General features: G+C 33.7%; 17 protein-coding genes. 12 read left to right on the forward strand and 5 right to left on the reverse strand.

The genetic code is table 11. The features are described 5' to 3' along the window. Positions 1–8: 8 nt before the first annotated feature. From IW18_RS22170 to IW18_RS22185, 4 genes are all read right to left on the reverse strand, one after another. Positions 9–1,424 carry an ATP-binding protein gene (locus IW18_RS22170; protein ID WP_084608007.1) on the reverse strand — a complete coding sequence of 472 codons (1,416 nt, stop codon included), beginning with the start codon at positions 1,422–1,424 and terminating at the stop codon, positions 9–11. Between the two features lie 150 nt (positions 1,425–1,574). After that, positions 1,575–2,123, reverse strand: a complete 549-nt coding sequence (locus IW18_RS22175) for a CopD family protein (RefSeq protein WP_041520390.1) — start codon at positions 2,121–2,123, stop codon at positions 1,575–1,577. Between the two features lie 43 nt (positions 2,124–2,166). Next, positions 2,167–3,180 (reverse strand): ferrochelatase, encoded by a 1,014-nt coding sequence (hemH, locus tag IW18_RS22180; protein WP_041520391.1) that lies wholly within the window; start codon positions 3,178–3,180, stop codon positions 2,167–2,169. Positions 3,181–3,406: 226 nt separating this feature from the next. After that, on the reverse strand, positions 3,407–4,279 hold the full coding sequence (locus IW18_RS22185) for an AraC family transcriptional regulator (RefSeq protein WP_041520392.1): 873 nt from the start codon (positions 4,277–4,279) through the stop codon (positions 3,407–3,409). Positions 4,280–4,507: 228 nt separating this feature from the next. Between IW18_RS22185 and hemA the strand changes: the two genes are divergently transcribed. From hemA to IW18_RS22245, 12 genes are all read left to right on the forward strand, one after another. Next, complete coding sequence (hemA, locus tag IW18_RS22190) at positions 4,508–5,758, forward strand: glutamyl-tRNA reductase (protein ID WP_041520393.1); 1,251 nt, start codon at positions 4,508–4,510, stop codon at positions 5,756–5,758. 113 nt (positions 5,759–5,871) lie between these two features. Next, positions 5,872–6,795: a hydroxymethylbilane synthase gene (gene hemC, locus IW18_RS22195; protein ID WP_041520394.1), complete on the forward strand. Its 924-nt coding sequence runs from the start codon at positions 5,872–5,874 to the stop codon at positions 6,793–6,795. Next, complete coding sequence (locus tag IW18_RS22200; protein ID WP_041520395.1) at positions 6,795–7,460, forward strand: uroporphyrinogen-III synthase; 666 nt, start codon at positions 6,795–6,797, stop codon at positions 7,458–7,460. The genes hemC and IW18_RS22200 overlap by 1 nt, the downstream gene beginning before the upstream one ends. 58 nt (positions 7,461–7,518) lie before the next feature. Next, entirely contained in the window at positions 7,519–8,544 is a 1,026-nt protein-coding gene (hemE, locus tag IW18_RS22205; RefSeq protein WP_041520396.1) for a uroporphyrinogen decarboxylase, read from the forward strand. Between the two features lie 78 nt (positions 8,545–8,622). Then, a complete protein-coding gene (locus IW18_RS22210; protein ID WP_041520397.1) occupies positions 8,623–9,000 on the forward strand; it encodes a hypothetical protein in 378 nt (125 codons plus the stop codon). A 2-nt stretch (positions 9,001–9,002) separates the two neighbouring features. Continuing rightward, positions 9,003–9,554, forward strand: coding sequence for a GNAT family N-acetyltransferase (locus IW18_RS22215; protein WP_041520398.1), 552 nt, complete (start codon positions 9,003–9,005; stop codon positions 9,552–9,554). Further along, the gene (hemF, locus tag IW18_RS22220; protein ID WP_041520399.1) at positions 9,544–10,452 is read left to right on the forward strand and encodes an oxygen-dependent coproporphyrinogen oxidase; all 909 of its coding nucleotides are present in this window, start codon (positions 9,544–9,546) and stop codon (positions 10,450–10,452) included. Before IW18_RS22215 ends, hemF begins: the two co-directional genes overlap by 11 nt. A gap of 124 nt (positions 10,453–10,576) precedes the next feature. Continuing rightward, positions 10,577–11,503, forward strand: a complete 927-nt coding sequence (locus IW18_RS22225) for a DUF4421 family protein (protein ID WP_240475594.1) — start codon at positions 10,577–10,579, stop codon at positions 11,501–11,503. A gap of 85 nt (positions 11,504–11,588) precedes the next feature. Continuing rightward, on the forward strand, positions 11,589–12,491 hold the full coding sequence (locus tag IW18_RS22230) for a fructose bisphosphate aldolase (protein ID WP_041520400.1): 903 nt from the start codon (positions 11,589–11,591) through the stop codon (positions 12,489–12,491). 120 nt (positions 12,492–12,611) lie between these two features. Further along, positions 12,612–13,604 (forward strand): porphobilinogen synthase, encoded by a 993-nt coding sequence (gene hemB / locus IW18_RS22235; protein WP_041520401.1) that lies wholly within the window; start codon positions 12,612–12,614, stop codon positions 13,602–13,604. A gap of 1 nt (position 13,605) precedes the next feature. Continuing rightward, positions 13,606–14,016 (forward strand): c-type cytochrome, encoded by a 411-nt coding sequence (locus IW18_RS22240; protein WP_041520402.1) that lies wholly within the window; start codon positions 13,606–13,608, stop codon positions 14,014–14,016. Between the two features lie 92 nt (positions 14,017–14,108). After that, positions 14,109–14,561, forward strand: a complete 453-nt coding sequence (locus IW18_RS22245) for a GyrI-like domain-containing protein (protein ID WP_041520403.1) — start codon at positions 14,109–14,111, stop codon at positions 14,559–14,561. A gap of 45 nt (positions 14,562–14,606) precedes the next feature. Here IW18_RS22245 and IW18_RS22250 read toward each other — a convergent pair whose 3' ends face one another. After that, entirely contained in the window at positions 14,607–16,667 is a 2,061-nt protein-coding gene (locus tag IW18_RS22250; RefSeq protein WP_041520404.1) for a M13 family metallopeptidase, read from the reverse strand. Positions 16,668–16,726: the final 59 nt, after the last annotated feature.

Here is a 16,726-nt window from a genome sequence, read left to right on the forward strand (position 1 = left end):
CGCTAATTTTATGAGTTTGTGATAGGTAAAGAAACTTTAAATGTAGTTTCTTTTCCGTAAGTTGATTCAAAGGTAATTGTTCCTTTGTAATTTTCGATAATGTTTTTTATAATTCCAAGACCAAGTCCCATTCCACTGGTTTTAGTCGTAAATTTTGGCTCGAAAATTCGCCCAATATCCGATTTCTGAATTCCAATTCCGTTGTCTTTTACAGCAATCTCAACATTGTTATCTCTTCGCTTAACGGTTACCAAGATCGATTTATGAAACTGACTTTCCGGAATTGCCTGTGTTGCATTTTTAACCAAATTGGTAATTACACGAATCAATTGTGTACGATCCATTTTTGAAATAATTTCTTCTTCTTCACTTTCAAAAACAATATAATCTTCATTAAAAATATCCAAAGCCAATTCGACAACTTCAACCACATTTAAGGTTTCATTTTGTTGTGCCGGCATCGAAGCAAAATTCGAAAATGCCGAGGCAACCGCAGTCATGGTGTCGATTTGCTGAATTAAAGTTTCAGAATAATCATTTAGTTTTTGCTTTACATCGGGTGCTGTAGGATCAAATTTACGCTGAAAACTCTGCACCGTCAAACGCATTGGCGTAAGCGGATTTTTAATTTCATGCGCTACTTGTTTTGCCATTTCGCGCCAAGCTTCTTCACGCTCGCTTTGCGCCAGTTTTACAGCACTGGTTTCGAGTTTCTCGACCATTCCGTTATATGCTTTGATTAGGAAATTAACCTCTTTACTATTGGCTTCTAAAACAATTTTCTCGTTTTTCTGATCCAAATTGGTTTCTTCTAATCTATCTGAAATCGTTTTAAGCGACTTAGTTATATAAGTGGAAAGGAAATAAGCCAAGGCAAATGCCACGACCAACATAAAGGAATAAACTTGACTTAACCGAATCAGGAAGGTATTTAATTCGTTGTCATAATAGCCATCGTCTTCTAAATACGGGAGATTTAAAATCCCGAGAGGCTTAAACTTTTCGTCTTTTATTAAACTGTAAGAAGATCGGTTCTTGACTCCGTCGATCGTTTTGATATCTACAAAACGCTTTTCAATCGAGGATCGAACTAATTTGAGTATATATTCTGGAATCGGCGGTGGTGCTTTATCTACTGCAAATGATTCTTTTGAGGATTTAAGCAGTTTCCCATCCAGACTATAGATATTAATTTCAATTTTATGAATTTGGGCTAATTCGTGAATTTTATCTTTAAAAATTAAATCTAAATTTCCCGTTTTTAAGGGATAAGTAGTAGTAGAAAGCACATAATTAATGTGTTCTTTTACTGCATTTTCCTTTCGTTCTAAACGTTCTTGATGGTATTCTTTAGCCTCAGTTTTAAACTGTATAATCGAAATTGAAGCTAATAAAACTGATGCTACAACAATCAATACGATCATCGAAAGGAAAATCCTAACACGAAGAGAAAGCATCGACATTTTGAAGTTGTTCAGCATATATTTTAATTGTTAATTATAAATTGTTAATTATAAATTATTCTCTGGCTATCTTAAGTTCGCCATTAACAATTTATAATTAATAATTTACAACTATTTCTTCTCTCTAATTCTTTTGTAAAACTTAAAGCCCAGCATAAGTAAAGCTGAGAATAAAATGATCCCAACTACCCCGAAGATCCAATTGAAGGCGCTTTTTAAAACTACTAAAAAAACAACTGCAAATAATATAATTGTTGCACCTTCATTCCATAAACGCATATAGTTGCTTGAGTATTTTACTTCATCGTTTTGTAATTGCTTAAAAATTTGATGGCATCTTAAATGATACAAATACAATAGAAAAACGAAACCTAATTTAATGTGCATCCAAGGCATTTTCAGCCAAGCGTTTCCTAAATCTGTAAAAAACAACATCCAAAAAGCAAAAATACTAGCTAAGATTGCTGACGGCCACGTAATAATGTACCACAAACGATAACTCATTATTTTAAATTGCGCCTGTAAAATTTCCTTTTCAGGAGATGGTTTATCGTTGGCTTCAATTTGATACACAAACAAACGTACTATATTAAACAATCCCACAAACCAAGTTAGTACGAAAATAATATGTAGCGATTTTAGATAGTTATAATATTCCATTTTAAAGTCTTTATTCTATACTCTTTCTTCTACTTTCTACTTTCTATTTAGCCCAATCGTTAATCCAATTTCCAACTGTCTGGCACCATTCATCATCATCGTTCAAACATGGAATCGCCAGGAATTCTTCGCCTCCATTTGCTTCAAAATCTTCTTTGGCGCGCATTGCAATTTCTTCAAGAGTTTCAAGACAATCCGAAACGAAAGCTGGTGTTACAACCGCAAGCTTCTTAATACCTTTTGCTGGCATTCTGTCAATTTCAACATCTGTATAAGGCTCTAACCATTTATCACCCGCCAAACGCGATTGAAAAGTTAAACTGTATTTATCTGCCGGAAGTCCTAATAATTTAATGACTTGTCTGGTCGTTTCGTAACATTGGTGACGGTAACAAAAATCGTGTGCAGGCGAAGGTGTATTACAACAAGAACCATCAATTTTACAATGAGATTTTGTTACATCGGTTTTGCGAATATGACGTTCTGGGATTCCGTGATACGAAAACAACAAATGATCATAATCAAAACCCACTAAATGTTTTTGAATAGAATCGGCCAAATTCTTGATGTAATCTGGTTTATTGTAAAACGCAGGAACATCTGTAAAAGTCATGTGAGGAAATTTCTTCTTACGAATTTCTTCGGCTTTTACTAAAATGGTCAAAGTCGAAGCCATTGCATATTGCGGATATAGTGGGAAAAGCATTACCTCAGTAACTCCTTTATCATGCAATTCCTGAAGTCCTTTTTCGATTGTCATACTTCCGTAGCGCATTGCTAACGAAACCGGAACATTTACTAAAGGCTGCACTTTTTTCTGCATTCTTTCAGAAAGAACTACTAATGGAGAACCTTCTTCCCACCAAATTTTTGCATATGCGTGTGCTGATTCTTCTGGTCTTTTTCTTAAAATAATTCCACGAACTAAAAAAGCTCTCAATAAATACGGAACGTCAATCACATATTTATCCATTAAAAATTCGTCTAAATAAGGTTTTACATCTTTTGTTGTTGGACTTTCTGGAGATCCTAGATTTACTAATAATACGCCTTTCATTATATTTTTGCTTTTGGCTTGAAGCTTTTGGCTTGAAGCATTTTATTTGTTTTAAAAAAATTTCGTCAAAAGTAGAACTTGCTGCTTTTTAGAAATATGATAATTATTACTTTTTATTTATTGTTGAATATCGAAAATTGATCTTTTAAAAATTTTCACTCAGATTTCGCAGATCTTGCAGATTTTTTAATTCGTGCTAATTTGTGAAATTCGTGGCGAAAACAATCTAAACATTCGTGTTAATCGACATCAAATACTTTTTTGGAGTTGTAGCAAACTTTTTCTTAAAAGCTGCTATAAAATGACTTCCGGTGCTGTAGCCAATTTTCAATCCAACTTCGTTTACATTATAAGATCCGCTGTCAAGAAGTTTTCGGGCGAAATCCATTTTGTAATCGAAAAGAAAACCGTAAACGGTATCGCCATAAATTTGTTTGAAACCCATTTTCAGTTTCTTCAAATTCAAACCAATTTCATCCGCCAGTTCTTGTAATCCAGGTGGTTCGGCCATATTGGCGATGATAATCTCTTTGGCTTTTCTAATTTTTAGAACGTTATCCTCATCAATCAAAAACGGACATTGTTCTGCATTTGGATCTTCGGTTCTATTAAAATATAAACTCAACAATTCGTATCCTTTTCCTTTATAATAAAGGTTTTTTATCGATGGATGAAGGTTATAATGAAAGAGCTGACTCAACACAATAGCCATAGAAGGACTAATATTTCCTTCGTTATAATATTTTTTGTCCTTATTATCAGGACTTAAAAAAGTAATATAATCTGCTTCTGCAGAAAACAACGCGTGAAATTTTTTGATCGATACTATTACAGATATTACCCAAGAATTTGGAGATAATTCTAAATTCAGTGGTAATTCTTTTTGCGGATTATACAAAAGCAGCGATTTTTCTTCCTTCAATTCAAGAGCATAATTTCCTTGATTGAATAAAAATTTGGCGTTGCCTTTTATCCCAAAGTGAAACTGTATCAGGCCACTACCTACTTCTCTCTGTGCAGAAAAAGGTTCTGGACTGTCGTTTTGAAAACGGATAAGCGTAAAGTCGTCTTCAATTTTTATAATTTCTTGAGAACTCATAGCGATATTTTTTTAGTACAAAAATCAGGACGATCGCAATCCCTTATTTAGAATCACTCTAAACAAACTCTTTCTAACGAGCTGATTTTGCTACAAAAGTACTTCTTTTTGCATAAAAACAGATGTTTAGAAACAAAAAAACATGTAGCGATACAAAAAGTACTTTGAGCGTTACTTTTATAACCACTATAGTAATAATTTTGTTGACACTTTTATGAAAGTGAATTTATGGAAAACAATAACGTACCGAAACACCTATATTTTTATTCAGTTGGTCTGAGTTATAAAAAAGCTGATGCTGAGGTTAGAGGTCAATTTAGTTTAGATGCAGTTGCCAAAACGCGTTTACTGGAACAAGCTAAAAGCGAGGGAATAGAAAGTTTAATAGTTACTTCGACTTGTAATAGAACCGAGATTTACGGTTTTGCTGAACACCCTTTTCAATTAATCAAATTAATATGCGATAATAGCAACGGTTCTGTCGATGCTTTTCAAAAAGTAGGATTCGTATATAAAAATCAAGAAGCAATTAATCATATGTTTCGCGTAGGAACAGGTTTAGATAGTCAGATCTTAGGCGATTTTGAGATTATTTCTCAAATTAAAACAAGCTTTGCACATTCAAAATCTTTTGGGTTAGCTAATGCTTTTCTGGAAAGATTGGTAAATGCAGTGATTCAGGCTAGTAAAAAAATTAAGAACGAAACAGAAATTAGTTCTGGAGCGACTTCAGTTTCTTTTGCATCAGTACAATACATTATTAAAAATGTAGAAGATATTGGAAATAAAAACATTTTACTTTTTGGTACAGGAAAAATTGGAAGAAATACTTGTGAGAATCTTGTAAAACACACCAAAAACGAACATATTACTTTAATTAACAGAACAAAGGATAAAGCTGAGAAATTGGCAGGAAAACTAAATTTGATTGTTAAAGATTATTCTGAATTACATCTGGAACTTCAAAAAGCTGATGTTGTTGTTGTTGCTACGGGCGCTCAAAACCCAACGGTTGACAAAGCGATTTTAAATCTAAAAAAGCCTTTATTGATTTTAGATTTATCGATTCCTAAAAATGTTCATGAAAATGTAGAAGAACTAGAAGGTGTAACTTTAATTCATATGGATTATTTGTCGCAATTGACAGATGAAACTCTTGAAAACAGAAAACTACATATTCCTGCTGCCGAAGCTATTATTGAGGAAGTAAAAGAGGAATTTATCACCTGGACTAAAGGAAGAAAATTTGCTCCAACGATCAATGCTTTAAAGGAAAAACTGAATGCTATTAAAACTTCAGAATTAAATTTCCAAAGCAAAAAAATCACTGATTTCAACGAAGAACAAGCTGAAATCATCAGCAATAGAATCATTCAAAAAATCACTACACATTTTGCAAATCATTTAAAAGACGACGATACTATGGTGGATGAAAGCATCGAATGGATTGAAAAAGTCTTTAAGATAAAAGCATCCTAATAAAATCAAATTTTAAACCATATAAGTTATATAAGTTCATTTAATAAAACTGATGTTTTTACACAAACTGCTTAAATTTACTTATATAACTTATATGGTACAAGAAACAAAAAATGGCTGAAAAAACAATCAGAATTGGAACTCGAGATAGCGAATTAGCACTTTGGCAAGCACACACTGTCGAGAAAAAACTAAACGATTTAGGTTATAAAACCTCGATTGTTGCCGTAAAATCTCAAGGTGATATTATTCTTGACAAACCGCTTTACGAACTTGGAATTACAGGAATTTTTACCAAAACGCTAGACATTGCCATGATTAATGGTGATATCGACATTGCCGTTCACTCTATGAAAGATGTTCCAACGGCTTTACCAAAAGGTATTGTTCAGGCAGCTGTTCTGGAAAGAGCCAATGTTTTGGATATTTTAGTTCATAAAGGAAATCCTGATTTTACAACCCCAAGCACGATTGCAACTGGAAGTTTACGTCGTCAGGCTCAATGGTTTAATAAATACCCCAATCATACCGTAGTTGATTTACGTGGAAACGTAAACACTCGTATGCAAAAATTACAAGACAATAACTGGGATGGTGCCGTTTTTGCAGCTGCAGGTTTGGAGCGCATTAACTTAAAACCAGGAAATTTTATTGATCTTGATTGGATGATTCCTGCGCCGGCACAAGGAGCGATGATGGTTGTGGCGATGGAAAATGACAATTATACGCTTGATGCACTTTCGCAATTAAATCATATCGAAACTGAAATTTGCACGTATATTGAACGTCAGTTTTTAAGAACGCTTGAAGGCGGTTGTACTGCACCAATTGGAGCTTTAGTAAACTACAACGAAGATGAAGATACGCTACATTTTCAAGGTGTTTTACTTTCGGTTGATGGAAAACAAAAACTACAAATCAACAAAAAAGTTGACATTTCTGAATGGAAAAAATTAGGATTCTTTGCTGCTCAGGAAATCCTGAACAATGGCGGAGCTGAATTGATGGCATCTATTAAAGAATCTTTAAAAAAATAATGGCAAAATCAATTCAAATATTATCTACAAAAAAGCTATCGGGCGAACAAAAACAAGCATTGGTGAAAGCCAATATTGAAGTTACCGAAGCTGATTTCATTCAAACTCAAAATAAATCTTTCGAACTAAAAGACCTCAACGAAAATTTGATTTTCACGAGTCAAAATGCAGTTCATAGTGTTTTGGCGGATCCTAAATGGGAAGAATTAAAAAACAAAAACGTCTTTTGCGTTGGTTTAAAAACAAAAATTCTTTTATCTGAAAACGGATTTAATGTTGTGGCTTATACAGGTTATGCCGCAGATTTAGCTGAAATTATTACTTTGATTTACCGTAACGAAAGCTATACTTTTTTCAGCGGAAATCTTCGCAGAGAAACTTTACCGCAAGCCTTAAAAGATTCTGAGGTAAAATTCAATGAAATTCAGGTTTACGATACGTCATTAACGCCTCAGAAAGTAAAAACTTCAGTCAATGGAATTCTATTTTTTAGTCCTTCTGGCGTTGAAAGTTATTTGAAAGACAACACAATCAAGAAAGAAACTTGCTTTTGCATTGGAGAAACCACTGCCGATGCTTTACATAAAATAACAAAAAACATCATTATTGCAGATCAACCAACAATTGAAGACGTGATCGAAGATGTAATTAACGAATATAAATAAGATAACAAATAAACCCGACAGGTTTTAAAAACCTGTCGGGTTTAAAATATAGAAACTCATGTTAAAAAACGACCTATTTTTAAAAGCATTAAAAGGAGAAACAGTTCAACGTCCGCCAGTATGGATGATGCGTCAAGCCGGAAGATATTTACCGGAATTTATCGCTTTGCGTGATAAATATGATTTCTTTACGCGTTGTCAAACTCCAGAATTGGCTGCTGAAATTACAGTTCAACCTATTCGTAGAATTGCCCCTGATGCTGCTATTTTATTTTCGGATATTTTAGTTGTGCCTCAAGCAATGGGAATCGAAGTTTTAATGAAAGAGAATTTTGGTCCATTTTTACCAAATCCTATTCGTTCGCTTGCAGATGTTCACAGAGTTTATGTTCCGGATATTCAGGAAAGTTTAGGATATGTAATGGATGCTATTAAGTTGACTAAAGAAATGTTGAACGACGAAGTGCCGTTAATTGGTTTCGCAGGTTCACCTTGGACAATTTTCTGTTACGCTGTTGAAGGAAAAGGTTCTAAAAGTTTTGATACCGCAAAAGGATTCTGTTTTTCAAACCCTGCGGCAGCGCATACTTTATTACAAAAAATTACAGATACTACTATTTTATATTTAAAAGAAAAAGTAAAAGCGGGAGTTGATGCCGTTCAGATTTTTGATTCTTGGGGCGGAATGCTTTCTCCTGTTGATTATCAAGAATTTTCATGGAAATATATTAACCAAATCGTTGAGGCTTTGGCTGATCACGCGCCGGTTATTGTTTTCGGAAAAGGATGTTGGTTTGCTCTTGGCGAAATGGGTAAAAGTAGAGCTTCTGCACTTGGTGTAGATTGGACATGTTCTGCAAGAAATGCTCGTTATTTGTCTGGTGGAAACATCACGTTGCAAGGAAACTTTGATCCGTCAAGATTACTTTCTCCAATTCCTACTATCAAGAAAATGGTTCACGAAATGATCGACGAGTTCGGAAAAGATAAATATGTTGTAAATTTAGGTCACGGAATTTTACCAAATATACCTGTAGATCACGCAAAAGCGTTTATTGACGCGGTTAAGGAATACGGGAATTAAATATATAGTATTGAGTCGCAGTTTTCAGTCTTTACTTTAAAACTAAAAACTGCGACCGAAACTAAAAAACTCAAAATTATGCTCAACAAAGGCCTAAGAGACGAAGAAAGCATCAGAATAGAGAATACTCTAAGAACTTTGCATTCCCTGATTTTTGTGCCTAAGTTCTGGAATGCAGAGGATACAAGCCTTATAGACGAACAACTAAAAAGTTTTGGTTTAAGTTTACAAAGAACTATTGAAATTCCAGAAGAAGAATTAATTGTTCTGTTACAACAATGTCATCTGGACTGGAATCAACAAGAACAATTTGCAGATATTTTAATTGGTTTATCTCAAGAAAAGCAATTTGATTTTTTAGGAAAAGCACTTGCTATTTACCAATACATTCAACAAGAAAGCAAGGTTTTTTCGTTTGGAATAAACACTAAAATTGCTTCTCTAAAAAACAAATAATCATGAGTTTTACAGATTGGAAAATAGAAACGATTAACGATATTCTTCCTGAGGAATTTTACAATCTCATTGAAAAGAATACGAAACACATCGAAAAAACTTTTCCAGTTACACTCGAAAATTGTTTAGACTTAGAAAAAACAAAACAGTTTATTACTTTCAATCAAGAAAAAGAAAAAAATAACGAGTGGTTTTATTTTTTTACAAGAGATATTAAAACCAAAAATTTAATAGGCTACTTGTGTGTAAAAAGCATTGATTATCGCATTTCAAAATGCGAATTGGGCTATTTTATTGATGAAGATTATCAGGGAAAAGGAATTACTTCAAAAGTAGTTTCAGAAACTTTAGATTTTTGTTTCAATACTTTAAAAATGAACAAGGTTTTTATTTGTACTTCAAAAATCAACATCGCAAGTCAGCAAATAGCACTGAAACATCATTTTAAACAAGAAGGAATATTACGCGAGGAATTTAAAAGCGGCGACGGAACACTAGAAGATATCGTTTATTTTGGATTACTTAAATCAGAATATAATACTCATGAAAGATAAATTTTACTCATACATACAAAAGTTACAAGACCAAATTTGTGCTGGATTAGAAGCTGTCGACGGAACTACAAAATTCCGCGAAGATCTTTGGAAACGTCCAGAGGGCGGCGGCGGAAGAACACGCGTTATCGAAAATGGAGCTGTTTTTGAAAAAGGTGGTGTAAACATTTCAGCTGTTCACGGAAAATTACCGGAAGCAATGCAAAAGATGTTTGGCGTTGGCGAAGCAGACTTTTTTGCGTGTGGATTAAGTTTGGTTTTACATCCAAAAAACCCAATGACTCCAACGGTTCACGCCAACTGGCGTTACTTTGAAATGTATGATGAATCTGGAAAAGTTATCGAACAATGGTTTGGTGGCGGACAGGATTTAACGCCTTATTATTTGTTTGAAGAAGATGCAAAACACTTTCACCAAACTTGCAAAACGGCTTGCGATAAACATAATTCGGAGTTTTATCCTAAATATAAAAAACAATGCGACGCTTATTTCTGGAATGCGCACAGAAACGAAGCCCGCGGAATTGGAGGTTTGTTCTTTGATTATTGCAAAGCAAATGAGCAAATGTCAATGGAAGATTGGTATAGCTTTGTAACCGAAGTTGGTAATAGTTTCCTTGAAGCTTATGTGCCAATTGTGGAAAGAAGAAAGAATTTAGAATATTCTCCTGAAAATAGAAACTGGCAGGAAATCCGTCGTGGTCGTTATGTTGAATTTAATCTAGTTCATGACAAAGGAACTTTATTCGGATTAAAAACCAACGGAAGAATTGAAAGTATTTTAATGAGTTTACCTCCACACGTTCAATGGGTTTATGATCATCATGCAGAAGCCGGAAGTGAGGAAGAAAAATTGGTAAAGGTGTTGGAAAATCCTATTGATTGGATTTTAAATTAAGGTTAGAAAATAGCATTTGATTATTTTGTAGGTTTATTTTTACTAAGTTAACGGTCTGTAGTTTTATACTATCTGATATGTAACTTATAAATTAATGAAGATGACTCTGAAAATGAATTTAAAAATGATTAGCATATTTTTTTTCGCAAGCATGTCTGGGTGTTTTGCTCAAAACGACACGCTTCAAAATAGCTATAAAAAATCTTATAACGATAAAATTACAACGAACTTATATTATTTAGCTACATCAAATAATTTTCAAATTGAGTCAAATGTTGAAGGACAGAAAACGTCTCTAGAACTTATCCCTGACCGACGAGAACAGATTGGTGTAACCGCAAGTTATAAATTTATTGATATTTCGCTAGGTTTTGCACCAAAGTTCTTTGACGTTAATAATAATCCAAAATCTAAACATTTTAATTTTGGAACCCGTTTTTATTATAAAAAATGGATGCAGTCTTTTACTTTTATAAACCAAAAAGGTTTTCATGCCATTACAGAGAAAATACAAGTCGATTTTCCTAGAATGCGCACGACTAAAGTCGGCGGATCTACCTCCTATATTTTTAATGATAAGTTCTCATTTAAAGCTCTGATTGATCAAAATGAATGGCAGACTAAAAGTGCAGGAAGTTTTATTCCCACCTTTTCATTTTATTATACTAATCTAACTTTAAATATTCCCGATGAATCGTCTAATAGTAATATGTATGTTTTTTCTGTAGCACCATCTTATTTTTATAACTGGGTTATAAGCAAAAAAGTTTTAGTAGGGTCAGGAATTGCATTTGGTGCCGGAATTAATGATAACGATGGTGTTGTTTCTGGTTTATATCAAGTAGATCTTAATTTAAAATTAGCCTATAATACGGATCGTTTTTTTGCCTATGCAACTTTAAACAATATTAGTTTTTTGCAGGGTTCTGCGGCAGATGCTAAATTAAATGAAAACATTTCGAGCTTAAAAATATCTGTAGGGTATCGTTTTAATACTCCAAAAAAAGTAACAGAAGTTTACGATAAAGTAAACAAAAAAATAGGGCTTTAAAGACTTTAAATTTTTGCATGTAATAAACACCAAGTGAGTGTTCACAATAACTGAGTATTTATAGTAAAGAAAAAAATTTATTATTATGAAAAATAGAGAAAGATACATCGCGCAATTAAATCGTATGCATTCTGGAAAAGGTTTTATTGCTGCATTAGATCAAAGTGGTGGAAGTACACCAAAAGCATTATCGCAATATGGTGTAGAAGAAAGCAGTTATACAAATGAAGAAGAAATGTACACACTTGTACATGAAATGAGAACGAGAATTATTAAAAGCCCTGCATTTGATAGCAAATATATTCTAGGTGCTATTTTGTTTGAAAATACCATGGATCGCAAAATTGACGAACAATACACGGCTGACTATCTGTGGGAGAAAAAAAATATCGTTCCGTTTTTAAAAGTAGATAAAGGACTTGCTGATCTTGCAAATGGTGTTCAATTGATGAAACCTATCTCTAATTTAGATGAACTATTGACGCGTGCTGTAGAACGAAATGTTTTTGGAACTAAAATGCGTTCGGTAATTAAAGAAGCAAATACAATAGGAATTCGTCAAATAGTTGAACAACAATTTTCTGTTGGTTTACAAATTTTTGAAAAAGGACTTATTCCAATTATTGAACCTGAAGTTGATATTTATAGCGCGGACAAAGAAAAATGTGAAGAAATTTTGAAAGAAGAAATTTTAAAACAACTTAATGCTCTGGATAAAGATGTAAAAGTGATGTTGAAATTATCTATTCCGACTATTAATGATTTTTACAAGGAATTAATATCTGACCCACGTGTTGTGCGTGTTGTTGCATTATCTGGTGGTTATACACGCGAAGATGCCAATCAAAAACTGTCACAAAATCACGGATTAATTGCTAGTTTTTCGCGAGCATTATCTGAAGGACTTTTTGCTGATCAATCTAATGTTGAATTTAATACAATACTAGAACACACAATTAAAGAAATTTATGTGGCCTCGATTACATAATTAGATCGAAAGTTTAAAGTCGTAAAGTCAAAAAAACTCACAATCAATTATATAGAAATTAAAAAATAAGATTGTAGAAGATCTAAAATCTATAGTCAAAAATCTAAAATTTAAAATACCATGTTTCCATTACAAAGAAATCGCCGTTTAAGAACCAATGAATCAATTCGTTCTTTAGTTCGTGAAACCAGTTTAAGTCCACAGGATTTTATGCTTCCAATGTTTGTGGCCGAAGGAAAAGATGTAAAAGTTGCTATTCCATCCATGCCGGGAATTTATCGTCATTCGTTAGATAATACGATTAAAGAAGTAAAAGAAGCTTGGGATTTAGGTATCAAAGCGGTAAATATTTACGTAAAAGTTAGCGACAATCTAAAAGACAATAAAGGTGTTGAAGCTTGGAATAAAGATGGTTTAATGCAACAAACTATTCGCGCTATAAAAGATGCTGTACCAGAAATGATTGTAATGCCAGATGTGGCTCTTGATCCTTATTCTATTTATGGTCATGACGGAATTATCGAAAACGGTTTATTGGTAAATGATGCAACTGTTGATGCTTTAACAAGGATGAGTTTAAGCCATGCCGAAGCTGGAGCCGATTTTGTGGCACCAAGCGATATGATGGATGGACGAGTTTTAGCAATTAGAAAAGCACTAGAAGAAAACGGACATCATAATGTTGGAATTATGAGTTATAGCGCCAAGTATGCTTCGGCATTTTATGGTCCTTTTCGTGATGCTCTAGATTCAGCTCCGGTAGATTCTCAAAATATTCCCAAAGACAAAAAAACGTATCAAATGGATTATGCAAATAGAATTGAAGGAATTCGTGAAGCATTATTAGATGTTGAAGAAGGTGCAGATATTGTTATGGTAAAACCAGGAATGGCTTATTTAGATATTGTTCGCGAAGTAAAAAATGCCGTTCACGTACCTGTTGCAGTATATCAAGTTTCTGGTGAGTATGCTATGGTAAAGGCCGCAGCCGAAAGAGGATGGTTAGATCATGACAAAATTATGATAGAGCAACTTTATTGCATTAAGCGCGCTGGTGCAAGTATTATCTCGACTTACTTTGCAAAAGAAGCTGCTGTAATTTTAAATAAATAAAATGAAAAAAATATTATTCTTATCTGCTCTTTTAGCATTGGCATCTTGTAAAAAAGAAAGTCAGGAACCTTTTGGAAAATCAACTGAAAGCACAACCGAAACTTATACAGAAGGAGAAACTGCAAAAGCTGCAACTCCGGAAGTGCTGGGAAAAGAAATTTTTGAAGGAAAAGGAAATTGTGTTTCTTGTCATCAGGTAGACCAAAAAGTAATTGGACCGAGTATTAAGGAAATTGGAAAAATATACCTTGACAAAAAAGGGGATATTGTTACTTTCTTGAAAGGAAATGCAGACCCTATTGTTGACCCAAGTCAGTTTGCGGTAATGAAAACAAACATTCCGATAACTCAGGCAATGTCTGACGAAGAATTAAAGGCTCTGGAAGCTTACATCTACAGTAACTCAAAATAATGCCTTAAATAAGGCTAAATATGTTTTACTGCTGACATACTGTTGTCATGGCGCCATTTTAAATTTGCTGTAAACAATAAAATTTAAGCAAAATGGATATTCAAAAATTCAACATAATTGGAATTTCGATACGAACAACGAATGAGAATGAGCAATCAGGAAAGGATATTCCTGCTCTTTGGGATAGATTTATATCAGAAGGTATTGCTGAAAAAATTCCGAATAAAATAAACCATTCGATTTATTCAGTTTACACAGATTACGAAAAAGATCATACTAAGCCTTATACAACGATTTTAGGATGTGCGGTAGAAAGTTTAGATTTAATTCCGGAAGAAATGGTTGGTATAACTATTGAAACAGCGTATTATGAAAAATTCATTGCTAAAGGAAATCTAAATGACGGCATCGTTATCAATGAATGGATAAAAATTTGGAACTCAGATTTGAACAGAAGTTTTACTTCAGATTTTGAGATTTATGGAGAGAAAGCCCAGAATCCAGAAAATGCAGAAGTCGATATTTTCATCGCAATAAATAGATAAAACAAAAACGGCGCTACAATTAGCGCCGTTTTTTATGTTTTAATATTACCAGATTTTAACTCTCTTTTCTGGTTCGATATACATTTTATCTCCTTTTTTAATTCCAAAAGCTTGATAAAAAGCATCTACGTTCTGAATTGGAACTACTGCTCTATACATTCCTGGAGAATGTGGATCAGTTTTTACTTGACTTTTAATTGCTTCATCTCTTGATTTTGTTCTCCAAACTGTAGCCCAAGATATAAAGAAACGTTGCTCAGGTGTAAATCCATCAATTAAACCTGGATTTCCGTTTGCTTTTAAATACAATTGTAATCCGTCGTATGCAGCATTAATTCCACCTAAATCTCCAATGTTTTCACCTAAGGTAAATTTACCATCTACGTGAATTCCAGGTAAAGGCTCTAAAGCACTGTATTGATCTGCAAGCTTAGCACCAAGTGCTGTAAATTGTTTTAAATCTTCGGCTGTCCACCAATCAACAAGATTACCATCTGCGTTGTAGCGTGCACCAGAATCATCAAATCCATGAGAAATTTCATGTCCAATAACAGCTCCAATTCCACCATAATTTACAGCTTCGTCAGCTTGATAATTGTAGAAAGGTGGTTGTAGGATTGCAGCTGGGAAAACAATCTCATTGTAAGATGGATTGAAATATGCATTTACAGTTTGTGGAGACATTCCCCATTCTGTTTTATCAACTGGTTTACCTAATTTGGCTAAATCCTCTTTAAAATCCCATTTTGATAAATTTACAGAGTTGTCAAAATACGTTCCGCCTTCGGCAACATCTTTAATTTGTAAAGCAGAATAATCTTTCCATTTATCAGGATATCCAATTTTTATGGTAAGTTTCTTTAACTTTTCGATTGCTTTTACTTTTGTAGTCGCAGACATCCAAGGCAAAGCATTGATTCTGTTTTCATAAGCCAAAATCACATTTTGAATCATGTTTTTTGCTTTATCTTTTGCTTCAGCAGGAAATAATTTCTCTACATACAATTTTCCTAAAGCTTCGCCGGTTGCATTGTTAATCACTTGCAAAGCCATTTCTTCACGAGGACGTTGTTTTAAAGCACCTGTTAATGTTTTTCCGTAGAAATCAAAATTAGCAGCTTCGATTTGAGTTGTCAATGAAGAAGTTGATCCGTTCAACACACACCATTTCAAATATTCTTTCCACGCTCCTACTTTCTTCTCCGTAAAAGTTTTTTCTAATGCCGCCATATAACGTGGTTGCGTTACATTTACTGAATCTATTTTTGTGATTCCAATTCCTGCGAAATACTTCTCCCATTGAATTGATGGAGTCGTTTTCTTTAAATCGGCAATAGCAGTTGGGTTGTATTGTTTTCTACGATCTCTACGTTCAACACGGTCTAATCTTGGCGCAGACATTTCTATCTCTAATGCCACGATTTGAGCAGCGCTTTCTTTTGCTTTTGCTGGAGATTCTCCAATAAACTGCATCATTCTTGCCACGTGAACCTGATATTTTTCGCGTTTTTCTTTAGAATCTTTATCGTCTGCGTTATAATAATCTTTGTCTGACAATCCTAAACGTCCCGGTCCTAAATTTACAGCATATGCGTTACTGTTTTTAGCATCGGCTCCAATATAAACACCAAAGAAACCAACACCTCCCTGAGTTTCCATTTCTGTTAGGAAGTTTTGCAAATCGGCAACATTTTTTATTGCATCAATTTTTTTCAAAGTAGGCTGAAGCGGTGTAATTCCTCTTTTATTTCTTCCAACAGTATCTAATATAGTATTGAATAAAGCTACTGCTTTACCTTGATCTGTATTTGATTTATATTTTGGATTTTTTGATGCTTCTTTTAAGATCGCAAGCGAATTGTTATCTGTCTTTTGACGTAATTCGTTAAAACTTCCCCATGAATTTCTGTCACTCGGGATTTCTGTTTTGTCTAACCAAGTTCCGTTTACGTAACGAAAAAAGTCCTGCCCCGGACTTACTTTAGTATCCATGTATGAAAGATTGATACCTGGTTCTTTCGGTTTTGCGTCTTGAGCTTGAGCTGCAGTAATTGTGAACATTGCAGAAACAACACAAAACACAGGTTTTCTTAGCTGTTTAATCATTTTAATTTATGGTTTTAGTATATATACAAACATATTGCTATTATTTTGAATTATATGTT

The organism is Flavobacterium hibernum, assembly GCF_000832125.1.
Taxonomy (GTDB): Bacteria; Bacteroidota; Bacteroidia; order Flavobacteriales; family Flavobacteriaceae; genus Flavobacterium; species Flavobacterium hibernum.